The sequence below is a fragment of the Bacillus sp. AMCV2 genome (assembly GCF_056033925.1).
This window is the reverse complement of the sequence record NZ_JBVYIB010000002.1, coordinates 336,372-361,768: the sequence shown is the minus strand read 5'-3', so window position 1 is coordinate 361,768 and position 25,397 is coordinate 336,372. Positions and strand designations below refer to the sequence as shown.

The window sequence follows — 25,397 nt, the reverse complement described above, 5'->3', positions numbered from 1 at the left end:
CGAACCATTATTCGCTCTTTCTAATCTCTTCGTCAGCATTAAGTTCTTCTTCACCTGGTGTCGCATAAGTGACATATGTTCCCGCGATTAAATCATGCAGGGTCCGTTTGTCTTCTCGTACGGCAATCAGAATCAGGCTGGCGATCAAGCCGGGTCCGAAGGTTATACCGTAAACCAGGCCGGCTACAATAACCCGTAAAAACATTGTTAACAGGCTGACCTGTGATCCGTCTTTTTTTACGATTCTGATTCCGCATATCCTTTTTCCGATAAGATAACCGCGCCAAAACACTGGCAGCAAAATAGAGTACAGCAGAACAACCAAACTGATGAACATGCTGTCGTTCGGGTCTTTTCCTGTAATCAGCCAATAGATCAGCAAAAGAGGCACGGAGACTATAATGTAGTCTAACAATGCAGCTCCAAGTCTGATCCAAAATCAGGCTGGTTTGTAAATATTCATTTGACTCCCCCATTATGGTTTAAATGTTTCCATTTTCTTTCTCATCGAATATATCATATGCCTTAGGGGCATCAGCAAAACTTAAATTTATTCTGAAGATCGGTTTCATGCCTCTTGACCATTTCTTCCGGTATTGGCATAGATGAGTGACGGGTCTGCTGCATCCTTCACTTTCACATGCGTTTCCTTGGTACGCCTGGCATTCATCCTTGGACAACTCCTTTTTTCATCACCTCTTCCCTTCATAGACGCTTTTAAACACCCACCCATGCCTTTTGTATACACAATTCGAACTTTTTGAAAACGTCATCAACATATTGCAACCCCTTATGTTCAATGCTATCTTTTTAGTTGATTAACAGATTGGGGGAACTATAGGTGAAATCATTCATGCATTCCAAAGCCGTTATATTCAGTTTCACAATGGCTTTCTTTCTTATATTGGCAGCCTGTTCCGGCAAAAATGAATCCGATTCCAAGGATACAGGCTGGGAGCAAATCAAGGACAAAGGGAAAATCGTAGTCGCTACATCAGGCACGCTCTATCCCACTTCTTATCACGATACTGACTCAGGCTCCGATAAGCTGACGGGCTACGAGGTTGAAGTTGTTCGTGAAGCGGCAAAACGCTTGGGGCTGAAGGTTGAGTTCAAGGAGATGGGCATTGACGGGATGCTGACAGCGGTGAACAGCGGACAGGTTGACGCAGCCGCAAATGACATCGATGTCACGAAGGACCGTGAGGAGAAGTTCGCATTTTCCACTCCATATAAATATTCATACGGCACGGCAATTGTCCGAAAAGACGATTTATCAGGGATTAAAACGCTTAAGGATTTAAAAGGGAAGAAAGCGGCTGGCGCGGCTACCACCGTCTACATGGATGTCGCGAGAAAATACGGCGCCAAAGAAGTGATTTATGATAATGCGACGAATGAGCAATATTTAAAAGATGTTGCCAACGGACGCACTGACGTCATTTTAAACGACTATTACCTGCAGACACTTGCGCTCGCGGCATTCCCGGATCTCAACATTACAATTCATCCTGACATCAAGTACATGCCGAACAAACAGGCCCTTGTCATGAAAAAAAGCAATGCGGCACTTCAGCAAAAGATGAACGAAGCATTGAAAGAGATGAGCAAGGATGGCTCTTTGACTAAACTGTCGAAACAATTCTTCAATAAAGCAGATGTATCAAAAAAAATTGATGCCGACGTTCAGGACGTTGATTTGTAATCGGACGCCATGATTAGTAGCATTCAATGGGAATATATTTTCAACACGAAGCTGGCTATTGAATCGTTCCCTTATGTCATAAAAGGCATTGGGTATACACTGCTCATCTCTTTTGTAAGCATGTTTGCGGGAACTGTGATCGGCCTGTTTATATCACTCGCCAGAATGTCTAAACTTGCTTTGTTAAGATGGCCGGCGAAGCTCTATATCTCATTTATGCGGGGCGTTCCGATTTTGGTGATTTTGTTTATCCTTTATTTCGGGTTTCCTTATATCGGCATTGAATTTTCCGCTGTCACGGCTGCTTTAATCGGGTTTAGCCTAAACAGCGCCGCCTACATTGCGGAAATTAACCGTTCAGCCATTTCATCCGTCGAAAAAGGGCAGTGGGAAGCCGCATCCTCGCTGGGTCTTTCCTATTGGCAGACGATGAGGGGCATCATTTTGCCGCAATCGATACGTATTGCGCTGCCTCCGCTTGCCAATGTATTGCTCGACTTAATCAAGGCGTCATCTCTCGCTGCGATGATTACAGTGCCGGAATTGCTCCAGCATGCGAAAATCATCGGGGGCAGAGAGTTTGATTATATGACCATGTATATTCTGACCGCTCTCATTTATTGGGCCATCTGCTCCATTGCCGCGGTCTTTCAGAATATCCTTGAGAAAAAATACGCTCATTATGTTTAAACAAACGTTTCATTAAAAAAAGCCGCCCCCAGGGGACGGCTTTTTTTCTATTGATTCAGCTTCCATTTAAACGGGTCCTCAAACAGCGACCAGTCGGAATCAAATTCATATTCAGTCAGCAGGCATTGATCAAGCTCTTTCGTGATCGCTTCTTCATCCAGGTCAGTTCCGATAAAAACTAGCTGTGTTAGGCGGTCGCCGAACTCCGGGTCCCACTCCTCCAGGATTTCCGGCTCCTGCTGCTTGACTTGCTCCTGCTCAAGCTTCGGCAGCGCCGCCACCCAATAAGATACAGGCTCAATCGTAACCGACGGACCTGCTTGCGACATCAGCAAAGCGAGGTTGTTATGAGATGCGCACCAGACGATTCCTTTGGCACGTACCACGTTCTTTGGCATTTGATCCAGCCAACGGTAAAATCGTGTAGAATGAAACGGCAAACGTCTCTTATATACAAATGAAGAGATACCGTATTCTTCTGTTTCCGGGGTGTGTTCCGCATGGCCTGCCGTCAGCTCTTGAATCCAGCCGGCCGATCCGCTCGCTTCCTCGAAGTTAAATAATCCTGTATGCAAAATCTCCTGCGGTTTTACATTTCCTTTGACGGAACGAATGAACCTGGCTCTTGGCTGCAGTTTACGAAGAACGTTTTGAAGCTGTTCGAGCTCTTGCTCGCTGACCAAATCACATTTATTTAAGATCAGTACATCGCAAAACTCAATTTGATCGATCAAGAGGTCGGCGATTTCTCTTTCATCCTCTTCCCCCAATGCTTCTTTGCGGTCCAGAAGGCTTTCGCCTGACTGATAATCATGCCAAAAACGGTTGGCATCAACCACTGTCACCATCGTATCCAGCTGACAGAATTTTGTAAGATCGATTCCCATCTCTTCATCGATATAAGAGAAAGTCTGGGCCACCGGGATAGGTTCGCTGATTCCTGTCGATTCGATGACGATATAATCAAACCGTCCGTCTTTTGCCAGCTTCTCAACTTCAATTAATAAGTCTTCGCGAAGCGTGCAGCAAATGCAGCCGTTTGACATTTCCACAAGCTTTTCATCTGTTCTGGAAAGGCCCCCTTCCTGCTTAACCAAGCCCGCGTCAATGTTCACCTCGCTCATATCGTTTACGATAACCGCTATTTTCAAGCCTTCGCGATTTTGCAGAATGCTGTTCAGCAATGTTGTTTTTCCCGCACCTAGATAACCGCTCAGTACGGTAACCGGAATTTTTTTCATAATAGTGCCTCCATTAAAATAGAATGATTACGATTTAAATTGAATACTTCGCCGTATGTACAATGGTGTAGAGCAGCTTTTCGCGCTCATTTCTCGCTGCCACCCGATTTCTAAATCCGTAAAGGCTCCAATCGCGTTTAATCCTTTTTCCCCACCGCAAATCCCTGCCCTTGCCTACAATCGGAAAACCGCAGCTTGCATAAGGCAATTGCTCCACTTGCGTTACTGAACCGATGGAGAGCGCAAATATCTCATCAGAATGCGGTGGGTTTCGTTTCGCATTCAAGAGGTCCTTCACGGGGATCAATGACAGCAAGATCCTTAGCCTTTCCGCTTTTCACAGATGCACAGCCATTGATAAGCTATTTATCACAAAACGTAATTGTTACGATTTAAATTGTATGGTCTTTTTTCCTTTTTGTCAACGGTTTTCAATTCAGCTGATCACCACTTTTGTATGTTCAGGGATATTTTCATATACCCATTTCGCATCTGGAATGGTCAGCCTGATACATCCGTGAGATGCTTTCGTTCCTAGTTTTTCTGCTTCCGTTTTGATGACTTTTTGATCCTTAGTCATTGGCACACTATGAAATAGAAATTCACCGTGATTTTTCCATGATACCCAGTATTCTGCGCCTTCCTGGTATCCTTCGGAGAAAAACCATTCTCCCCGTTCAGGCTCTACATAAAAGGTGCCCTTTGGCGTAGCATCATCTTTTGTTTGATCAAGACCAGAAGAGATCATCATTGTATAGATGGTGTTGCTTCCTTCCTTGATGTAAGCCTTCTGCTCCTTCACATTCACATCAATCCAGACATGCTTCTGTTTAATATCCGGGTATTCTCCGCCCGAAGGCTTTGTCCAATCAATGCTTGTTTTTGCTGTTTTTCGAACGTCCGTTATGTTTTCGACCGTTTTCTTTGTATTGATACTTGCGTGTTCTTCTGCATGATCGGAGCAGGCTGACAGCAGGCAGGCTGGCATAAGAACTGCAATAATGAATAATGAGAGTTTCATATTTTATCCACTTCCTTCGAAAAACACAGCTTCGCATAGGCATCGTGGAGATGGATCGATTCTTCATTGCGGCATTCAATCTCAAAGGCTGACACCCATTCAAGCTCAAACAAATCTGCAGCAATCAGCCGGGCGAGATCCTCAACAAACCTCGGATTTTCATAGGCCGTTTCTGTCACGGCTTTTTCATCAGGCCGCTTCAATACCGGATGCAGTCTCGCAGAAGCATTTGATTCTGCGGCGTGAAGCAAATCAGCTTTAACATCACTTGGCAGCGATGCGGCCGGATGAATATCCGCCCAAATGCTGACCGTTCCCCTCTGATTATGGGCACTGTATTCGCTGATTTCCTTGGAGCAAGGGCACAGAGTCGTTACTTTTGCTGAGATGCCGGCACGCTGTTTAAACGGCTGATCTTTGCGATAGGTGACAGACATGAATATATCAGCATGCATCAAACCCGCTTTCTCAAGCTTCGGGCTTTTCCGTTCGAAAAACCACGGAAACCTCACTTCAACTGTGGCAGATGATATGTCCATGTTTTCTGCAAGCTCTTTCGCAAATTGTTGAAGAGAGGAAAATGAGAGAACCCAGCCGTTTTGATGATAGACTTGCAGCAGCTCTGTTAACCGGCTCATATTAGTCCCCTTCTGATTTCTCGGCAAATTACAAGTCATTGTAAAGTTCGCAGCCGTTGTTTGCTCGGCAGGCATCATGGCAGAAGTGATTGTGACTGGATGGGACACATTAGCGACACCTACATGCTGAATGTCAAAAAAATAATCCTTCCTGATATTTTGCAGGTCCTTCATTTTCTCTTTTTCCACTGGTTTCTCGCCTTTGATCGGACTGACCGATCCAAAGTATTGAAGACGCTCCGTTTTTTTCGGGAGCAGCGTATGTTGATTCATTCAGAAAACTCCTCTCACTAACAAATCGTAATAATTACTATTTATTTTGATCGGTTCACTGTTGAAAATCAAGAGAAAATAAAAAAGACACGCACAAATGCGTGTCCGTCAAAATCCTAAACATCCGCCGGGCTGCTTTCCGCGCTCCAGCTTTTCCGCCAGTAATAGCCTGCGGCAAGGACAAGTGCAAACGCCAGCAGCGCGATACAGGAAAACGTGATAAAACCGATAGCATATGTGCCTGTCATCTGTTTGAGAGATCCTAAGATGTTCGGCAGGAAAAACCCTCCGATTCCTCCGGCCGCACCGACGATTCCCGTCACCATGCCAATTTCTTTGCGAAAACGCTGCGGCACGAGCTGGAATACTGCACCGTTACCCATTCCGAGCCCCATCATTCCGACAAACAATAGAACAATAACCATTGAAAGAGATGGCAGGCTGCTGACTCCGGCCATACACAGTGCCACGATGACAAACAGTACAGAAAGAACTTTCGTGCCGCCGACACGATCCGAAATCAAGCCCCCGACAGGCCGGAAAAAGCTCCCCGCCGCCACACATAATGTAACGAAGTCGCCCGCGTGAATTTTTGACAGCTGGTATTGATCAACAAAGAAAATTGATAAAAAGCTTGAGAGCCCGACAAATCCGCCAAATGTGACGCTGTACAGCAGGCAGAAAAACCATGTTTCCTTTTGCCCGAACACATGCAGATAGCTTTTGAGCGGCTGGGGAGACGGCTGTGCAGGAGAATCCTTTGCCATGGATACAAAAAGAATAAAGACGATCAATAATGGAATAAGCGCAATTCCCATGACAATGTGCCAGCCGAACTGCTCTGCCAGACGAGGGCCAAACAGGGTTGCAAACAACGTGCCGCTGTTCCCCGCTCCAGCAATCCCCATCGCAAGTCCCTGCAAATGAGGCGGATACCAGCGGCTGGCCATAGGCAGCGCTACAGCAAAGCTTGCCCCCGCCACGCCAAGCAGAATCCCGATGGCATACAGCTCAGTCAGGGAACGGCCGCCGAATGTCCCCCAAAGCAGCGGAATCATCGTCACCAGCATCCCGATCACTGCCGTTTTTTTCGGTCCGATTCTGTCCGTTAAAATACCAAGAATGATACGAAACACAGATCCAGATAAAATCGGCACAGCTACGACAAGCCCTTTCTCAAAAGGAGACAGGCCAAAATCCTGAGAAATATAAACACCCAGCGCCCCAAGCATAACCCATATCATAAAACTGACATCAAAGTATAAAAAGGAACAGAGCAAAGTGAGTGGATGACCGCTAGTTTTCAGTTCCGACAGCTTCATAAGATTCCCCTTTCTAGACCCTCATTATTTTACATTTTCTGAATCAAGGATATAGGACCATTATTTTCTGGAAAAGACATGTGTAAGTTTTTGTGACACGTTTAATGCGTTAACAGTGCATTGTGACATAATTTTTAATAGGAGAAAACTTACGAGCTTCGCCAAAGGAGGTCTGATACATGAAGAAACAAAGATTGGTGTTAGCGGGAAACGGCATGGCCGGAATCCGCTGTATTGAAGAAGTATTAAAGCTGAATCGCCACATGTTTGAGATTGTCATTTTCGGCAGCGAGCCGCATCCCAATTACAATCGCATTCTCTTATCCTCTGTATTGCAGGGTGAAGCGTCACTCGATGATATTACACTGAACAGCAAGGATTGGTACGACAAGCACGGGATCACGCTTTACACAGGCGAAACGGTTATTCAAATTGATACAGATCAGCAGCAGGTCATAACGGATCGCAAGCGCATCCTGTCTTATGACAAATTCATTGTGGCAACAGGTTCCTCCCCTCATATTCTCCCTATCCCCGGGGCAGACAAAGAAGGCGTCTATGGATTTCGGACAATAGGAGACTGCCAAGCGCTGATGAACATGGCCCAGCACTTTCAAAAGGCTGCGGTAATCGGAGCCGGCTTATTAGGACTGGAAGCTGCAGTCGGTTTACAGCATCTCGGTATGGATGTCAGTGTCATTCACCACTCCGCCGGCATTATGCAAAAACAGCTCGATCAAACAGCGGCGCGGCTGCTGCAAACAGAGCTGGAACAAAAAGGCCTAACCTTTCTTTTGGAGAAAGACACCGTCTCCATTTCCGGCACCACCAAGGCAGACCGACTCCATTTTAAAGATGGCTCTTCATTAAAAGCAGACTTGATTGTGATGGCGGCCGGCGTCAGACCGAATATTGAATTGGCTGTATCCGCTGGAATCAAAGTGAACCGCGGGATCATCGTGAATGACTTCATGCAGACAAGCGAACCGAATATCTACGCCGTTGGTGAATGCGCCGAGCATAACGGAACGGTGTACGGATTGGTGGCTCCGCTTTATGAGCAGGGAAAAGCTCTCGCCTGTCATATTTGCGGCGTTCCATGTGAGAAATATCAAGGCTCAGCACCATCTGCGGCGTTAAAAATAGCTGGAATCGATGTGTGGTCAGCAGGAAAGATCCAAGAGGATGAACGCACGACGAGCATCAAAATCTACGACGAACAAGCAGGCGTTTATAAAAAAGCGCTTTTTGTAGATGACAAACTGGCCGGCGTTATTTTATTCGGAGACACCCGTGACAAGCAGCGGCTTCTCGACAGCCTGCTTAAACAACGAGACATCTCCATTGTCAAAAAGCAGATCATCGAACCGGAGACAAGCGGCCCTTTATTTGAATCCATGCCTTCCAGTGAAACGATTTGCCAATGCAACACAGTGACGAAAGGCGCGATTGAAGACGCGGTGAACACGAAAAGCTTAACAACTGTTGAGGAAGTCAAGCACTGCACCAAAGCCACTGGGTCCTGCGGAGGATGCAAACCGCTCGTTGAAGACCTTTTGAGGCACATGACCAACAGCGAATATACGAAGCCCGCCGGCACACCTTCGTTTTGCAGCTGTACTGATTTTACAGAAGACGACATCATCGCTGAGCTTCAGCGCAGGCCATTCACTAATCCGGCAGAAGTGATGAACCAGCTTGACTGGAAAACAAAAAAAGGATGCAGTACTTGTGTTCCTGCGATTCAATACTATCTGGAAATGCTGTACCCCGGGTTTGTCCAGCCGGAGCCAGCCACTGAAGAGGCATGCATCCTGATTCCGCAAATGTACGGCGGACGGACAAACGCGGAGCAGCTAAGAACCATCGCCAACATCATTGAGGCATACAGCATTCCCGACGTATCCATCACTCACGGCCAAAGGCTGAAGCTTTCCGGGATCAAGCCTGCGGATCTCCCGAATATAAAAAAAGACCTGAAAATGCCCGTTTACACCAATGAACACCGACACGCGCTGCAAAGCATCAAAGCATGTACATGCGGGCAAAATCGATCGATTCAGCAGCTGGCAGCCCAAATCGAAAGACAACTTGAGATGCTTCCCTTACCTGCTCCCATTTCTATCAGCTTATCATGTGAAACAGACTGCACCGATGCCGCCCTGCAAGATGTCGGCGCAATTCGGACACAAGCTGGCTGGGACATTTACATCGGCGGCGTCCGGGGAACTCATGCCCGTTCAGGAGCTCTGTTTTGCGTGACTGAGAATGAAGACAGCACTGCCGGCATGATCAAAGGACTGATCCAGTATTATCGGGAAACGGCTCATTACTTAGAAGCTGTTCATCAGTGGATAGACCGTCTCGGGATCGTTCATATCAGAGAAGTGCTATTCGAAGAAGACCTAAGGGCACAGCTGCTGGAAAGCCTCCAAACAGATCTGTCACTGATTCAAAACCCGACTGTAGAGACGGGCGCATATAAGAAAGGATGAGGCATTTTGACTGAACGACTGCTTAGATATTTCCGTGATAAACAGCAAGACGTCCAATCAGAAAAAACATATGACACTCAATGCCCGTTTTGCAGCATGCAGTGCAAAATGCAGCTCGTGGAACAAACCATCGTCACGCGCAAAAAATACACTGCGATCGGGATTGATAATCCTACAACACAGGGTCGGCTATGCATGAAGGGCATGAATGCTCACCAGCATGCCTTGAACTCCTCTCGCATCACCCGCCCTCTGCTGAAGAAAAACGGCGAGTTTATCCCTGTTTCCTGGGAAGAAGCATTGAATTACATGAAAGACCAAGTGACGATGATCCAGGCAGAACACAGCCATGACGCCATGGCGGTATACGGAAGCGCCTCGATTACAAATGAAGAGGCGTATTTGTTAGGGAAATTCGCACGGGTGGGCTTACAGACAAAATACATCGACTACAACGGGAGGCTTTGTATGTCCGCCGCAGCAACCGCAGCCAACCAAACATTCGGCGCGGACAGAGGCTTAACGAATCCCTTATCAGACATTCCCCACACCCGTGTGATCATTCTGGCCGGCACCAATATCGCGGAGTGCCAGCCTACGATTATGCCATATTTTGAAAAAGCGAAAGAAAACGGAGCTTACATCATTGCCATTGATCCGCGTGAAACAGCGACAACAAAAATCGCCGATCTTCATCTGAAAATCAAACCCGGCACAGACGCCGCTCTTGCCAACGGCCTCGTCAAAATCATCATTGACGAACAGCTTATAAACGAGGATTTCATTCAATCACGAACAAATGGATTCGAAGAGCTGAAGCAGCATACTGACTCGTTGGACCTGAATGACATCGCCGAACAGACGAGTGTCCCGCTGGTGGATATAAGAAAAGCTGCTGTAAAGTTTGCCAAGGAAACATCCGGCATGCTGTTTACAGCCCGCGGGATTGAACAGCAAACCGATGGAACAGCGGCTGTGAAAGGCTTCTTAAACATGGTGCTGATCACAGGGAAAATCGGCAAGCCTTACTCAGGTTACGGGGCGATCACCGGACAAGGCAACGGGCAAGGTGCAAGAGAGCATGGCCAAAAAGCCGATCAGCTTCCGGGCTATCGATCTATTGAAAACGAACAACACCGGGCACATATTGCGAAAGTGTGGGGAATCCATCAGGATGATCTGCCGCGAAAAGGTGTCTCAGCCTATGAAATGATGGAAAAAATCAATGACGGCGACATCAAAGGACTGTTCCTTATGTGCTCCAATCCTGCTGTCTCCAGCCCAAATGCAAATCTCGTGAAAAAGGCTTTAAGTAAACTGACATTCTTTGTTGCAATCGATTTGTTTATTTCTGAGACTGCGAAATACGCAGATGTGATTTTACCCGCCTCCTCTTACTTAGAAGATGAAGGCACCATGACAAATGTAGAAGGACGCGTGACATTAAGAGAAGCAAGCCGGCCATGTCCCGGCGAAGCAAAGCATGATTGGCAGATCATTTGTGATCTCGCATCCGCTCTCGGCAAGGGCCGCTACTTTTCTTATACGTCAGCGGAGGATATTTTTAATGAATTGAGAGAAGCGAGCCGAGGCGGGATTGCCGATTATTCAGGCATTTCATACGGCAGGCTCAGACGTGAAGGCGGAATTCATTGGCCGTGTCCGGAACCTGATCATCCCGGAACTCGGCGCTTGTTTACAGAATCATTTGCTCATCCGGATCAAAAAGCGGCATTAAGTGTGATTCCAAACGAACCGCCTGTTCCAAAAGAGAAGCCGACAGCCGATTATCCGCTTTATTTAACGACAGGCAGAGTCATGTCTCACTACTTAACAGGCGTCCAAACAAGAAAAAGCGCCGCCCTTGCCGCGAGACATTTTGAATCGTTTATGGAAATCCATCCGCAAACAGCAGCGACCTACAATATCGAGGACCGTGTACTGGTAAAAATAGAATCGCCGCGGGGAAGCATCACCGTCCGCAGCAAATTATCAGAACAAATCAGAAAAGATACCGTTTTTGTTCCCATCCATTGGACAGACGCTCAAAATGTGAATGATTTAATCGGGGAAGCCTTAGATCCAGCCTGTAAAATGCCCGGTTTTAAGGTATGCGCCGTCCGAATCAGACCTATTTAAATTTTTCATAAAATTTTTAGAACTTTTCGTATATTTTGTTACATTTTATAACATGTATCTTAAATATTCCTTTTTGCTGTGCTACGCTGGAAAAAACATTGATAAGGAGCGGATCATCTGATGGGAAAAAAACAGCTAGTTCTTGTTGGTAATGGAATGGCCGGGGTAAGGGCCATTGAAGAGATACTGAGTGTTGCTAAAGACGAGTTTCAGATCACAATTTTCGGTGCCGAACCGCATCCCAATTACAACCGAATCCTTTTGTCAAAAGTGCTTCAAGGCGATACAGATATTAAAGATATTACGTTAAACGATTGGGACTGGTACGAAGAAAACAACATTCAATTGTATACAAATGAAACAGTCATCAAAGTGGACACGGAAAACAAAACAGTCATCACAGATGCAGACAGAATCCAGCCTTACGATGAATTGATTCTGGCGACAGGCTCGGTCCCTTTTATCCTTCCGATTCCGGGTGCAGACAAAAAAGGCGTCACAGCTTTCCGGGATATAAAAGATACAGACACAATGCTCGCCGCGTCAAAACAATATAAAAAAGCAGCCGTCATCGGCGGAGGACTTCTTGGTTTGGAAGCAGCTCGCGGACTGCTGAATCTTGGCATGGATGTGTCCGTCATCCACCTTGCCCCATTCCTGATGGAGCGCCAGCTTGATGCAACGGCAGGACGCCTGCTGCAAAACGAGTTAGAAAAACAAGGTATGACCTTTTTACTTGAAAAGCAAACCGAAGAAATTGTCGGTGATGACCGTGTCGAAGGCCTCCGCTTCAAAGATGGCACAAGCATTGAAGCTGATTTAGTCGTCATGGCTGTCGGCATTCGTCCGAATACAACACTCGGGGCCGAGAGCGGCATTCCGGTTAACCGCGGCATCATCGTCAACGATTATATGCAGACTGAAATCCCGCACATTTACGCGGTCGGCGAATGTGCCGAGCACCGCGGAATCGCCTACGGGCTTGTGGCGCCGCTCTATGAACAGGCAAAAGTGCTGGCAAAGCATATTTGCGGCATCGAAACAAAACCGTATGAGGGCTCCGTTCTCTCCACACAGTTAAAGGTATCAGGCGTCGAGGTCTTCTCTGCCGGTGACTTTAACGAATCAGAGGAGAAAAAAGCGATTAAAGTCTTCGATGAGCAGGACGGCATCTATAAAAAAATCGTCCTGAGAGGCAATCAAATTGTCGGTGCTGTTTTATTCGGCGACAGCAGTGAAGGCAATCGCCTGTTTTCTATGATTCAAAAAGAAGCCGATATCTCTGAAACCTCTAAAATATCAATCTTACAGCCTCTCAGCCAAGAAGCAGGCACAAGCATTACCGCAGCGATGAGCGACGATGAAATCATCTGCGGCTGCAACGGCGTGTCAAAAGGTGCGATTATTCAAGCCATACAGGAAAAGGGCTGCTCGTCAACGGACGAAATCAAAGCATGCACTGGCGCATCCCGCTCATGCGGAGGCTGTAAGCCGCTCGTAGAAGAAATCCTCCAGCATACGCTCGGATCAGACTTTGATGCGTCAGCGCAAAAAGAAGCCATTTGCGGCTGCACCACATTGTCGAGAGATGAAGTCGTAGAAGAAATCAAAGCCAAAGGGCTGTCACATACAAGAGAAATCATGAATGTGCTCGGCTGGAAAACACCAGAAGGCTGTTCCAAATGCCGGCCGGCTCTGAACTACTACTTAGGCATGATCAATCCAACCAAATACGAGGATGACCGGACATCCCGCTTTGTTAATGAACGAATGCACGCCAATATTCAAAAAGACGGAACATACTCAGTCGTTCCTCGGATGTACGGCGGCGTGACCAACTCCACAGATTTGCGCAAGATCGCCGATGTCGTTGACAAATATGAGATCCCGCTCGTGAAAATGACAGGCGGCCAGCGAATTGATCTTATCGGCGTGAAAAAAGAAGACCTTCCGAAGGTATGGGAAGATCTTGATATGCCGTCGGGCTATGCGTACGGAAAAACGCTCCGCACAGTGAAAACATGTGTAGGCGAGCAATTCTGCCGCTTCGGCACACAAGACTCCATGGCACTGGGCATTGCGCTTGAGAAAAAATTCGAAGGGCTGAACACGCCTCACAAAGTCAAAATGGCCGTGTCTGCCTGCCCGCGAAACTGTGCGGAATCCGGCATTAAGGACCTTGGCGTTGTCGGCATCGACGGAGGCTGGGAGCTTTATGTCGGCGGAAACGGCGGAACCCACTTGCGTGCCGGCGATTTGCTGATGAAGGTGAAAACAAATGAAGAAGTCTTAGAATACGCAGGCGCTTACCTGCAATATTACAGGGAAACCGCAAACTATCTGGAGCGTACGTCCGCATGGCTTGAGCGCGTCGGTTTATCCCATGTCCAATCCGTGTTAAACGATCCGGAAAAGCGGCAGGAGCTTAACGACCGAATGAATGAAACACTCTCTGTCCACAAGGATCCGTGGAAAGACTTTTTAGAGGATAAACAAACCTCTAAAGAATTATTTGAAAATGTCGTGACCACATCATAATGACAAAAACAATCATTGAGGAGGAATGGACATGGTAAACAAAGACGTAACAAAAGTATGTATCGGAAAAATTGAAGAATTGCCTGAACAATTAGGCAAAACAGTGTATATTGAAGATAAGGAGCTCGCGGTTTTCAAGCTTTCAGACGGAAGCATCCGCGCCATCGAAAACCGCTGTCCGCATAAAGGCGGCGTCCTGGCAGAAGGCATCGTCAGCGGTGAATATGTTTTCTGCCCGATGCATGACTGGAAAATTTCCTTAAAAGACGGAATCGTCCAAGAACCTGACCACGGATGCGTCAAAACATATGAAACGCTGATCGAAGGAGAACATGTTTATCTCGTATATTGATCAAAAGACCGGATCACTTTTCTAGTGGTCCTTCATTTTTTACAGTGACGGAAGGATGACATGATCATGAAGAACGGAATCGTATATTTCGTGGGAGCCGGACCCGGCGACCCAGGCCTGCTCACCATCAAAGGAAAACAGGCGCTCGAGGAAGCAGATGTGATTTTATATGACCGGCTCGCCAACCCGAAGCTGCTCGAATTTGCATCACCGGATTGTCAGTTTATTTATTGCGGAAAACTGCCAGACCGCCATTTTATGAAACAAAAAGAAATTAACGCCCTGCTGGTTGAAAAAGCATTAAATGGGTTAACCGTCGTTCGCTTGAAGGGCGGAGATCCGAGCGTATTCGGCAGAGTCGGCGAGGAAGCAGATGCTCTTCATGAGCACGGCATTCGCTATGAAATGGTGCCGGGAATCACCTCTGGAATTGCAGCGCCGCTATATGCGGGCATCCCCGTCACGCATCGGGATTTTGCATCGTCTTTTGCCATGATTACAGCGCATGATAAATCATTAAAAGGCACGCCGAACCTTGACTGGGAAGGGCTGGCCCGAAGCGTTCAAACCCTTGTTTTTTACATGGGTGTCAAGAACTTGTCTTATATTTGCCAGCAGCTTATTTCATACGGGAAATCGCCTTCTGTCCCTGTCATTGTCATCCAATGGGGAACGTGGGGCCGCCAGCGGAGTGTGAAAGGAACACTTGAGAACATCCAGCAAAAAGTGCAGGAACACCAGATTACAAACCCCGCGATTATCGTCATCGGAGACATCGTCAACTTTCAAACACACAGCTGGTTTGAAAGCAAACCGCTTATCGGACGGCATTTGATGGTTGTGACTCATGGCGAAGATGAAGACCCGCTTGCAGACAAGCTGCGCGATTCCGGCGCCGATGTCATCGAGTGGCCGAAATGGCGTACCGAAAACATGCCAGTCAATGAAGACATTCTTCGAAAGATTGGCACCTTTAAAGACGTTTTTTTCACATCGCGCCGGGCGGTTTGTGAATTTTTCAGAGCACTGGCTTCTCAGAAAATCGACATCCGCCAGCTGACAGCCAAACTGAGTGCAGCATCTGAGCAAGCAAAGACAGAGCTTGAGAAACGGGGCTTTCTTGTCACCGCCATTCAGCCTGATTCAGAGAAACGTCTTGTTGTGGGAAGCCGCCATGCAGTGGAAAACATGCAAAAGCATGAATCCTGTTCGTTTTATATCACTCATGAAAACGTCATAGATGACCGGTTCACCCACATGATTCAGCGTACCATCAGTGAATCCCCGCTGCACATGGTCATTTGCCCGAACAAGCTGTCCGTTCAGCAATTGATCAATACTGGCGAACAAATTGGCATGTCGCCGGAACCGTCAGCAAGCCGGCCTCCTATCGTCTGTATAGGCGATGACTCAGCTGCCGGGGCTTATGGATTCACAGCCATCCAAGATCAGGATGAATTATTTGCTTTCATCCAAAACCAACAAGCGGAAAGAAAACTCCTTCACAGCTGATGGCAAACAGCCCTTTCCCCCAAGGGCTGTTTTATTTATGTACCAATTTTTTATGATGGGTTGAATACATCGCCATATTCTCAGCCTTAGGATCCAAATAAGCCTTAGCGCTGTTGACTGCTGTCGGGCCTTCAGTAAAGCCGCCGGCAATTAATCTCAGCTTGCTTTCATAAAAAGCCGCGTCGCCCGCCACAAAAACGCCCGGAAGATTCGTTCGCATATGTCTGTCGGCTTTCACCCTGCCTTCTTCAATCTCCAGCCCCCACTCCATCATCGGCCCGAGATCAATTTTGAAACCATGATTAATGATCAGCTCATCAACCTCTATATCTTCCCTTTGGCCTGATTCAGTATGACAAATCGTCACGCTTTTGATGCGCTCTTCATCGCCGCTCAGCTGCTCCAGACAATAAGGAGTAAGCACCCGCACCGATGATTGTTTCATTTTCGTCACGCTGCTTTCCATTCCTCCGAATTCCTCGCGGCGATGAACGACAGTCACAGACGCCGCAAGCGGTTCAAGCTCATTAGCCCAATCAACCGCAGTATCTCCGCCGCCTGATATCACCACGCGCTTATCTTTAAACGCATCGAGCTTCTCCACTCCATAATGAAGATTTTTGCCCGCATATCGGGCCGCATCCTCGCTGTCAAACTCATTGACCTCAAGCGTACCCATGCCGCAAGCCAAAATCACAGTTCTTGTATAGTGCTTTTCCCCTTCAGAACCCGTCAGTACAATGGTGCCGTCATCTAGGCGTTCAAACCCGGTCACACGCTGATTCAATACGATATCAGGATCAAACGTTGCCGCCTGCTCCTTCAGTTGCTCGATCAGCTGCTTTCCCGCAATCCACGGTATGCCGCCGATATCGCGAATGATTTTCTCAGGAAAGAATAAAGACACCTTCCCTCCGAGCTTCGGCAAAAATTCGATTACCTTTGTTTTCAGCTCCCGCATCCCGCAGTAAAAAGCAGTAAACAGCCCAATCGGCCCCCCGCCTATAATCGTAACGTCATATACCTCTTGATTCTCAGCCATGCGTCCTGCCTCCCGTTCGTTCACATCTATATCAAAATTTTAATTGAGAATGAATATCAATACAAAGTATATCATATTTCAAGGGCCTTTGTTTATTCATTTCTTCTACCTTGTGGTCAATTGCTGAAAACTCTATAATAGGCAAAAAACAAATGGGTGAAACAGATGAAAAGACGAGTCGAAACGATCACCTTCGATGGCCGTACACTAGAATATTCTGTGACAGGCAAGGGAACCCCAATCCTTGTCATGCATGGCGGGCATTCAAATTGTTACGAGGAATTCGGATACACAGCGTTGATTTTGCAAGGGTATTCCATCATTACGCCTTCAAGGCCCGGCTATGGACGAACGTCAAAAGAAATTGGAAAAAGTCTTGCCAACGCCTGCCGTTTCTATGTGAAATTATTAGATCATCTACAAATCGATAGTGTCCATGTGATCGCCATCTCAGCAGGAGGGCCGAGCGGCATATGCTTTGCCTCACATTATCCGGAAAGAGTAAATACATTGACCCTGCAATCCGCGGTCACCAAAGAGTGGCTCACTCCAAAAAACACTGAATATAAATTGGGGAGAATTCTCTTCCGCCCGCCGGTGGAAAAGTGGATATGGAAGCTGATTTCTTCTTTGAATAACGCTTTCCCGCGTTTGATGTTTCGAGCTATGAGCCCCCAATTCAGCACCATTCCGTTTCAGCGAATCAAGTCCTTGATGGATGAAAAAGACATAGAAGCATTTCGGAAAATGAACAGCCGGCAGCGCTCGGGTGAAGGATTTCTGCTTGACTTGTCACAAACCGCCGCTGTCTCTTCAAAAGAGCTGCAAGCCATCATATGTCCCGTGCTGATTATGCAAAGTGTTTATGATGGATTGGTTGACTTGTCACATGCACATCATGCAAAAGAGCACATTCGTGGCGCTTCTCTCTGTTTGCTTCACTCATGGGGGCATCTGATTTGGCTCGGAAAAGAAGCTGCAGAAACAGACAGTATCCTACTCGGCTTTTTGGAAACCTAACCAAAGTGAAACGATCCTTTCCCCTCCTCCGTCAAACAAGCAGTGCCTTTTTTTCTGGTATCATAAGAAAGGCAGCTTAACATGAGCGGAGGTTTTATTGTGACAGCACAATCATCTTTTCTTCAGCTGAATTCTATTTTTATCAGCATTTTAATAGAAGCCATTCCGTTTATTCTGATTGGCGTCATACTTTCCGGAATCATTCAAATGTTTGTTTCTGAAGAAGTGATTGCAAGAATCATGCCGAAAAACCGTTTTCTCGCCGTTTTATTCGGTGCGCTGGCCGGCGTTTTATTTCCCGCCTGCGAATGCGGCATCATCCCGATTACGAGGCGGCTTCTGTTAAAGGGAGTTCCTCTGCATGCGGGCGTTGCTTTCATGCTGACCGCGCCTATCATTAATCCTATCGTTTTATTTTCTACTTATATTGCGTTCGGGAATAGATGGAGCGTTGTCTTTTACAGAGGCGGACTGGCTCTCGCCGTCTCGCTGATCATCGGGATCATCTTATCCTATCAATTTAGGGATAACCAGCTTTTAAAGCCTGATGAACCCGGCCACCATCATCATCATCACACCCTGCTTCAAAAGCTGGGAGGGACCTTGCGTCACGCCATTGATGAATTTTTCTCCGTGGGAAAATATTTAATCATCGGCGCCTTTATCGCAGCCGCTATGCAGACGTATGTCAAAACATCCACTTTGCTTGCGATCGGGCAGAATGATGTATCCTCTTCACTCGTGATGATGGGACTGGCGTTTGTCTTGTCGCTTTGTTCAGAGGTCGATGCGTTCATCGCGTCTTCCTTCAGCAGCACATTTTCATTAGGCTCGTTAATCGCCTTTCTCGTCTTTGGCGCGATGGTGGATATTAAGAATCTATTGATGATGCTTGCGGCCTTCAAAAAACGATTTGTTTTCCTGCTGATTACGTACATTGTCGTGATTGTTTTAGCGGGATCACTACTGGTAAAGGGGTGATTGGATGTTTCGTTTATTGGTGCTGATGGGATTTACGTTTTTCTTTTATCATCTGCATGCCTCAGGAAATCTAACAAAATATATCAATATGAAATATGCCTATCTATCCTTTATTGCGATCTTCCTGCTGGCCATTTTGACAGCCGTTCAAGCGTACCTATTTATCAAGTCGCCTGAAAAAAGAAGGCATCATCATGACCATGATTGCGGGTGCGGCCATGATCATGAGCATGACCATGAACAAAACAAGCCATTTTATCAGCGTTATTTGATTTATGTTGTTTTTCTTTTTCCTTTGGTGTCAGGCATCTTCTTCCCGATTGCAACGCTTGACTCATCCATAGTCAAAACAAAAGGGTTCTCGTTTAAGGCGATGGAGAGCGGAGATCACTACTCCCAAACACAGTATTTGCGGCCTGATGCCAGCCTTTATTACGCGCAAGACAGCTATGACAAACAAATGAAACAGCTGTTTAATAAGTATTCCAGCAAAAAAGAGATTTCTCTGACCGATGACGATTTCCTAAAAGGAATGGAAACCATCTATAACTATCCGGGTGAATTTCTCGGACGGACGATAGAATTTCATGGATTTGCTTACAAAGGAAACGCAATTAACAAAAATCAGTTGTTCGTATTAAGGTTTGGCATCATTCACTGTATCGCTGATTCCGGCGTGTACGGGATGCTTGTGGAATTTCCGAAGGACATGGACATCAAGGATGATGAATGGATTCACATTAAGGGCACTCTGGCCTCAGAATATTACCAGCCATTCAAGTCAACTCTCCCTGTCGTCAAAGTAACTGACTGGAATACCATTAAAAAACCTGATGATCCGTATGTTTACAGAGGATTTTAAGTGAAGACGAAACCAGTACAAGTACTGGTTTCTTTTTTATTTCTTTTTCATCAGCATCAAATCGAGATAGAGCTGGCACCTCGTTCTGAAATCGCTTAAATCGATCGACGTCATCTCAGTAATCTGTTTGATGCGGTAATTCAATGTATTTTGATGAATAAACAGCTGTTCTGCCGCTGGTTTTGTTTTGCAGTTGTTGAGGAGATAGATTTCCAAGGTTTTGAGCAGCTCAGTGCTGCTTTCTTCGTCTTTCGCTTTTAATAAAGCTAAATCTTTATTCTCGTATTCTAAAAATTCATTTTTCTGTTCGATGCTTTCTAAATAGCGGTAAATGCCGAGTTTGGCATATTCATATGGAATGTTTTCCTGATTGCCGGTGATTTCTGCGGCTTTGATGACTTCAAGTGCTTCTGTGTAACTCTTGCCAAGTTTTAATAGGTGATTATATTCGTTTCCGATACCGATATAAATAGGGGTAGGTATTTTTTGAAAGTGAAAATGTGTTAACAGCTTGTTAATAAACTCAGAAGCTGCTGAGGAGACGGAGCTTTTTTGGGAAAAACTCGCTACGACGATGACAATATTTGATTCGATCGTTAAGACATGACTGACCTTATCCCGTAAATTCAGGTACGACCTGATATTTTCCTTTAGATCCTCAACCGCTTCCCCATCCCCATTTGCGGCGTGCAGGATAACAACTGAAAACATGGAAGGCAGCACGGTGTTGATCCTTTCAGCTTCCCGTCTGAGTTCCTTCTCAGAGGTAAATTGCTGATAGATCGCCCGTTTGATGAGATTCTCTGCTTTTTCTTCCTTTTCCTGTTTCAATTTATTCGTTTTATAAATGATTTTCCCGACATGGAAGGAGGTCTCGTACAAAAAGTCGAGCTCTTCATCCGTCAGATTTTGGTCCAGCTCCTGTATCCAGATGTAGCCCATGACTTCCCCTTTGTGCTTTGCACTCACGACCACCCTCTGGTTTAACCCGATGCTTTCAATTTTATTGACGCGAAAAGGCTCAGGCTCTGTTTTCAATTTTTCAATAATTCCGTCCTTCAGAAACCTCTCAAAAATCTGGACCGGACACTTTTTCGAAAAAATAGTCTGCTGGTTGGCAGAATCAAAATGGTTAATATAGTAAGAATTATAGGCTAACAAAAAGAAATCCGCGCTTTCCAGTATCACTGGCTTTTGCAGCTCATAGCTAATAAAATCAATCAGCTTATCAACATCTGAAAATGAAAAAACTCTCTCTAAAAGCTCTTCCATACCTTTTTCTCCTATACTTTTTTTACTTTAATCATATCCATACGGGGTCTTTTTGTATAGAAAAAAATACGTTTGTTTCCAAAAGAAAAAAATAGCCGCTTAAAAGGAGAAAAGAGGAAAAAGGGACAGCCCCTTCCTCCTCCTTTCGATCTTTATTGTGACATTGTATCTTGGTAGTCGTTGAACTGGTCTGTGACAGCTTGTGACGGAGCCTGCGTCAATATGCTGACAAAAAAGACAGATAATAGACTCGCAGCAAAACCAGGTATCATTTCATACAGAAAGTCCGAAAGACCGGCATTCGCCCAAATGATTACAGTCGCTGCTCCCACAATCATGCCGGCGAGTGCCCCCCATTTGGTCATTCGTTTCCAAAACAGACTGAGCAGTACAACTGGCCCGAATGATGCACCGAAGCCCGCCCACGCGTAGCTGACCAATCCAAGGATGGTGTTATTTTTCTCCCAAGCCAGAACCAACGCGACAATTGAAACAGCCAGAACAGCCAGTCGGCCTAAAAACACCAGTTCTTTATCTGAAGCTGAGCGTCTGAACATCGACTTATACAAATCTTCTACCAGAGAGCTTGATGTCACAAGCAGCTGAGAAGAAATGGTACTCATAATCGCAGCCAAAATCGCTGAAATCAGAAAACCCGTGATAATCGGATGGAACAAGATATTCCCTAACTGAATAAAAATCGTCTCAGGGTCCTTCAGTGTCATGCCCCGCTGATGGTAATAAGCGATTCCGCCCAAACCGGTCAGCACTGCGCCTACTGCAGACAAAATCATCCAGCCCATCCCGATTCTGCGCGCTCTTTTGATCTCTTTGACAGACGTGATCGCCATAAAACGCACAATAATATGCGGCTGGCCAAAGTATCCCAGCCCCCAGGCAAACAAAGAAATAATGCCAAGGACGCTCGTTCCTTTGAAAATATTAAACATATCAGGGTCTACAGAGCGGATTTCAGCAACTGTATCACCTGCTCCTCCTGTGTGGAAAAACGTAACGATCGGCACAAGAATGAGTGCGGCAAACATAATGATCCCCTGAACAAAATCTGTCCAGCTGACTGCCAAAAAGCCGCCAAACAGGGTATATGCCACAACAACACCCGTCACAATCCACAGGCCGGTGTGATAATCCATCCCCAAGATGCTGTTGAATAAGACGCCGCCGGACACCATTCCGGACGATACATAAAACGTGAAAAAGACTAAAATGACAATTCCCGAAAACAGTCTGAGAAGCTTTGTTTGATCTCCGAAGCGATTCTCCAGGAATCCGGGAATTGTAATTGAATTCCCCGCTTTTTCAGTATAGGTTCTCAGCCGCGGCGCAACGTAGAGCCAGTTCGCCCATGCTCCAAGGCAAAGTCCGAACACAATCCAAACTCCGCTCAGACCTGTTGAAAACATGGCGCCGGGAGCCCCATTAGCAGCCAGCCGCTCATATCGGCAGCGCCGGCACTGAGAGCGGTTACTGCCGGACCCAAAGAGCGTCCTCCCAGCATGTAATCCGTCAGATTCGACGTACGCTTGTAAGCAAAGTAGCCGATCAGCAGCATTCCCGCCATATAAATACAAATCGAAATAATCAGCTGTGTGTTTTCTATGGCACTTCCTCCTCTTTTTTATAGTATATGGATGAAATGGACACCCCCGCAGGGAGGATGCCCATTTAGTCCCGCTTAGAACATTTCACTGATTGTTTTTGCTTGCATATGCAGAGCCAAGTAATCCGGCCCGCCTGCTTTTGAATCCGTTCCCGACATTTTGAAGCCGCCAAACGGATGGTAGCCGACGATAGCACCTGTACAGTTGCGGTTGAAGTATAGGTTTCCGACATGGAATTCCTGTTTCGCACGCTCGATGTGCTTGCGGTTGTTTGTGATAACCGCGCCTGTCAAACCATATTCAGTATTGTTTGCCACTTCTAAAGCTTCATCAAAGTCTGACACTTTACAAAATGCAACGACAGGTCCGAAAATTTCTTCCTGCATGAGTCTTGCTTTCGGATCAAGGTCAGCGAAGATCGTCGGTTTGATGAAGTATCCTTTCGAATCATCACCGGTACCGCCGCTTACTAAACGCCCTTCCTGTTTTCCGATTTCAATATAGCTCATAATTTTATCATAAGAACCTTGGTCAATGACAGGTCCCATATAAACATCTGCACTGTCAGGTTTAGCTGTTACTTTTGATTCCGTAATTTCAATGACACGCTCTAATACTTGATCATACACTTTTTCATGAACAACTGCACGTGAACCTGCAGAGCATTTTTGTCCCGCAAAGCCGAATGCTGAAGTAAAGATCGATTGAGCCGCTAATTCAATGTCCGCATCCTCATCAACAACAACCGTATCTTTACCGCCCATTTCAGCGATGACACGCTTTAAATGCTGCTGGCCCGGCTGAACCTTCGCCGCGCGTTCGAAAATTCTCGTACCAACTTCTCTTGATCCCGTAAATGTGATAAGGCTTGTTTTCGGATGGTCAACAAGATAGTCGCCTACTTCCGCTCCGCTTCCCGGAACAAAGTTGACTACGCCTTTTGGCAATCCGGACTCTTCAAGCACCTCAACAAATTTTGCTGCAATAACAGGTGTAGCACTCGCAGGTTTCAGAACCACTGTGTTTCCAGTAACGATCGGCGCCACTGTTGTGCCTGCCATGATCGCAAACAAGAAGTTCCAAGGCGGGATCACGACTGTCACTCCAGTCGGCGTGTATACATATTGGTTTTTCTCGCCTTCACGGCTGTTGACCGGTTTGCCTTTTGCCAGTTCGATCATTTGGCGTGCATAATACTCCATGAAGTCGATCGCTTCAGCCGTATCGGCATCCGCCTCGTTCCAAGGCTTTCCTGCTTCTTTCACAAGCAAAGCTGAGAATTCATGTTTTCTTCTGCGGACTTTGGCAGCAGCGCGGAACAGGACAGCCGCTCTCTCTTCAGGAGACGTGTATCTCCACTCTTCAAATGCTTTTGCAGCCGCTTGAATCGCTTGCTCAGCGTGCTCTTGAGACGCTTTTGACACTCGGCCGACGACTTCTTCTTTATCAGCCGGGTTGATTGAAACGATTTTCGCTTCCGTTTCCACTCTCTCGCCGTTAATGACAAGCGGATAGTCTTTTCCTAAATATTCGCTTACTGTCGCAAGCGCTTTTTTAAACGCTTCCACGTTGTTTTGATCTTGGAAATTTGTGAATGGCTCGTGTTTGTAAGGTGTTGTCATGATAATCTCTCCTTTTTTACTTCTTTGTCATTCCTTTGAAAGCAAATGCAATGTTTGACGGACGTTCTGCAAGGCGTCTCATAAAGTAGCCGTACCAATCCTCGCCGTATGGCAGGTAGACTCTCATGTTATAACCTTCTTTTACGAGGCTGAGCTGGGTTTGCGACCGCATGCCGTACAGCATCTGAAATTCAAACTTGTCATGGGCAATGCCATGTTCCTTGGCAAGCTGCTTTGTAAAGTCGATCATTTTGTCGTCATGTGTGGCAATCGCTGTATAGTGACCGTTTAAGAGCTGCTTTCGGATGATTTTTTTGTAATTTTCATCGACATCGCTTTTCTCCGGGAAAGCTACTTTTTCTGATTCTTTATAAGCTCCTTTTACAAGGCGAAGGAACGGGTTTAAAGAATCCAAATCGTCAATGTCTTTTTCCGTCCGGTACAGATAGGCTTGCAGCACTGTGCTCACATGCTCGTATTTCTTTCTGAAATCTTTGAAAATATCAAGCGTTTTCTGGCATCTGACTTCGTCCTCCATGTCAATGGTGACCATGATTTTATGTTTCTCGGCCGTCTGAAGGATTTTTGTCATATTTTCATACACCAAATCCATATCTATATCCAAACCTAAAGACGTCATTTTTAAAGAAACGTGTGAGTTCAGCTCCTGATCCGCGATGGTCGCAATGGTTTGAATGCACTCTTCCGTACGCTCCCGTGCGACCTCGGCGCTGTTCACGAACTCGCCTAAATGATCGACAGTAACTGACAGGCCTTGGCTGTTAAGCTGTCGAATGGTCGGGATTGAACTGTTAAAGTCATTCCCGCCGATAATTTTACCCGCTGCTACCCGGCTTCCCCAGTTCCTCGCCATTTTATTGAGAAAGCCGCTTTTGGATAAAAATAAGAAAAAATCTCTTGTGATCACTTCCAACCTCAACACCCCGCAATCTAAGAAGTATTTGTATGAGTTTATTGTAAATGGACAAAACCGGCGTTCACAATATTCTCAAAATACAAAGATTCTGATTATTTTTGTGGGTTTGCCAC

General features: G+C 46.2%; 20 protein-coding genes and 2 pseudogenes. 10 read left to right on the top strand and 12 right to left on the bottom strand.

Annotated features, from left to right (window positions below):
- Nucleotides 1-7 precede the first annotated feature (7 nt).
- Both AC0OMA_RS01975 and AC0OMA_RS01970 read right to left on the bottom strand, forming a co-directional pair.
- On the bottom strand, nt 8-433 hold the full coding sequence (locus tag AC0OMA_RS01975) for an RDD family protein (RefSeq protein ID WP_181218385.1): 426 nt from the start codon (nt 431-433) through the stop codon (nt 8-10).
- Between the two features lie 49 nt (nt 434-482).
- Complete coding sequence (locus AC0OMA_RS01970) at nt 483-680, bottom strand: hypothetical protein (protein ID WP_144052033.1); 198 nt, start codon at nt 678-680, stop codon at nt 483-485.
- 161 nt (nt 681-841) lie between these two features.
- Here AC0OMA_RS01970 and AC0OMA_RS01965 point away from each other — a divergent pair, with 161 nt between their 5' ends.
- Nucleotides 842-1,705, top strand: coding sequence for a transporter substrate-binding domain-containing protein (locus AC0OMA_RS01965; protein WP_181218198.1), 864 nt, complete (start codon nt 842-844; stop codon nt 1,703-1,705).
- A gap of 9 nt (nt 1,706-1,714) precedes the next feature.
- A complete protein-coding gene (locus AC0OMA_RS01960) occupies nt 1,715-2,395 on the top strand; it encodes an amino acid ABC transporter permease (protein ID WP_015382730.1) in 681 nt (226 codons plus the stop codon).
- A 47-nt stretch (nt 2,396-2,442) separates the two neighbouring features.
- Here the strand turns inward: AC0OMA_RS01960 and zinU are convergent, their stop codons facing one another.
- The 5 genes and pseudogenes from zinU to AC0OMA_RS01935 all read right to left on the bottom strand — a co-directional run bounded on the left by zinU (nt 2,443) and on the right by AC0OMA_RS01935 (nt 6,890).
- Complete coding sequence (gene zinU, locus AC0OMA_RS01955) at nt 2,443-3,636, bottom strand: zinc metallochaperone ZinU (protein WP_133953712.1); 1,194 nt, start codon at nt 3,634-3,636, stop codon at nt 2,443-2,445.
- A 27-nt stretch (nt 3,637-3,663) separates the two neighbouring features.
- Nucleotides 3,664-3,844 (bottom strand): annotated as a pseudogene (locus AC0OMA_RS01950) (hypothetical protein).
- Between the two features lie 228 nt (nt 3,845-4,072).
- Nucleotides 4,073-4,657, bottom strand: a complete 585-nt coding sequence (locus AC0OMA_RS01945) for a L,D-transpeptidase (protein WP_015382728.1) — start codon at nt 4,655-4,657, stop codon at nt 4,073-4,075.
- A complete protein-coding gene (gene folE2, locus AC0OMA_RS01940; RefSeq protein WP_015382727.1) occupies nt 4,654-5,568 on the bottom strand; it encodes a GTP cyclohydrolase FolE2 in 915 nt (304 codons plus the stop codon). The genes AC0OMA_RS01945 and folE2 overlap by 4 nt, the downstream gene beginning before the upstream one ends.
- 116 nt (nt 5,569-5,684) lie before the next feature.
- Nucleotides 5,685-6,890, bottom strand: a complete 1,206-nt coding sequence (locus AC0OMA_RS01935) for an MFS transporter (RefSeq protein ID WP_003246358.1) — start codon at nt 6,888-6,890, stop codon at nt 5,685-5,687.
- Nucleotides 6,891-7,069: 179 nt separating this feature from the next.
- Between AC0OMA_RS01935 and nasB the strand changes: the two genes are divergently transcribed.
- The 5 genes from nasB (at nt 7,070) to cobA (ending at nt 15,926) form a co-directional block, all read left to right on the top strand.
- The gene (gene nasB / locus AC0OMA_RS01930; RefSeq protein ID WP_174616573.1) at nt 7,070-9,385 is read left to right on the top strand and encodes an assimilatory nitrate reductase electron transfer subunit NasB; all 2,316 of its coding nucleotides are present in this window, start codon (nt 7,070-7,072) and stop codon (nt 9,383-9,385) included.
- Between the two features lie 6 nt (nt 9,386-9,391).
- Nucleotides 9,392-11,524, top strand: a complete 2,133-nt coding sequence (gene nasC, locus AC0OMA_RS01925; RefSeq protein ID WP_181218194.1) for an assimilatory nitrate reductase catalytic subunit NasC — start codon at nt 9,392-9,394, stop codon at nt 11,522-11,524.
- Nucleotides 11,525-11,644: 120 nt separating this feature from the next.
- Nucleotides 11,645-14,062 carry an NADPH-nitrite reductase gene (nasD, locus tag AC0OMA_RS01920; protein ID WP_047182058.1) on the top strand — a complete coding sequence of 806 codons (2,418 nt, stop codon included), beginning with the start codon at nt 11,645-11,647 and terminating at the stop codon, nt 14,060-14,062.
- Between the two features lie 31 nt (nt 14,063-14,093).
- Complete coding sequence (gene nirD / locus AC0OMA_RS01915) at nt 14,094-14,414, top strand: nitrite reductase small subunit NirD (protein WP_160221330.1); 321 nt, start codon at nt 14,094-14,096, stop codon at nt 14,412-14,414.
- A 60-nt stretch (nt 14,415-14,474) separates the two neighbouring features.
- Nucleotides 14,475-15,926: a uroporphyrinogen-III C-methyltransferase gene (gene cobA, locus AC0OMA_RS01910; protein WP_181218193.1), complete on the top strand. Its 1,452-nt coding sequence runs from the start codon at nt 14,475-14,477 to the stop codon at nt 15,924-15,926.
- A 31-nt stretch (nt 15,927-15,957) separates the two neighbouring features.
- Here the strand turns inward: cobA and ffoR are convergent, their stop codons facing one another.
- The gene (ffoR, locus tag AC0OMA_RS01905; RefSeq protein ID WP_181218191.1) at nt 15,958-16,968 is read right to left on the bottom strand and encodes a ferredoxin--NADP(+) reductase; all 1,011 of its coding nucleotides are present in this window, start codon (nt 16,966-16,968) and stop codon (nt 15,958-15,960) included.
- Nucleotides 16,969-17,133: 165 nt separating this feature from the next.
- Between ffoR and AC0OMA_RS01900 the strand changes: the two genes are divergently transcribed.
- The 3 genes from AC0OMA_RS01900 to AC0OMA_RS01890 all read left to right on the top strand — a co-directional run bounded on the left by AC0OMA_RS01900 (nt 17,134) and on the right by AC0OMA_RS01890 (nt 19,831).
- Nucleotides 17,134-17,988 (top strand): alpha/beta fold hydrolase, encoded by an 855-nt coding sequence (locus tag AC0OMA_RS01900; protein WP_181218189.1) that lies wholly within the window; start codon nt 17,134-17,136, stop codon nt 17,986-17,988.
- Between the two features lie 99 nt (nt 17,989-18,087).
- Entirely contained in the window at nt 18,088-18,969 is an 882-nt protein-coding gene (locus AC0OMA_RS01895; RefSeq protein WP_181218188.1) for a permease, read from the top strand.
- 4 nt (nt 18,970-18,973) lie between these two features.
- Nucleotides 18,974-19,831, top strand: coding sequence for a TIGR03943 family putative permease subunit (locus AC0OMA_RS01890; RefSeq protein ID WP_163138452.1), 858 nt, complete (start codon nt 18,974-18,976; stop codon nt 19,829-19,831).
- Between the two features lie 36 nt (nt 19,832-19,867).
- Here the strand turns inward: AC0OMA_RS01890 and putR are convergent, their stop codons facing one another.
- The 4 genes and pseudogenes from putR to putB form a co-directional block, all read right to left on the bottom strand.
- Nucleotides 19,868-21,103 (bottom strand): proline utilization transcriptional regulator PutR, encoded by a 1,236-nt coding sequence (gene putR / locus AC0OMA_RS01885; protein WP_015382716.1) that lies wholly within the window; start codon nt 21,101-21,103, stop codon nt 19,868-19,870.
- A gap of 152 nt (nt 21,104-21,255) precedes the next feature.
- Nucleotides 21,256-22,676: pseudogene (putP, locus tag AC0OMA_RS01880) on the bottom strand (sodium/proline symporter PutP).
- 123 nt (nt 22,677-22,799) lie between these two features.
- Complete coding sequence (gene pruA, locus AC0OMA_RS01875; protein ID WP_003234655.1) at nt 22,800-24,347, bottom strand: L-glutamate gamma-semialdehyde dehydrogenase; 1,548 nt, start codon at nt 24,345-24,347, stop codon at nt 22,800-22,802.
- Between the two features lie 16 nt (nt 24,348-24,363).
- Nucleotides 24,364-25,275 carry a proline dehydrogenase PutB gene (gene putB / locus AC0OMA_RS01870; RefSeq protein WP_080030710.1) on the bottom strand — a complete coding sequence of 304 codons (912 nt, stop codon included), beginning with the start codon at nt 25,273-25,275 and terminating at the stop codon, nt 24,364-24,366.
- Nucleotides 25,276-25,397: the final 122 nt, after the last annotated feature.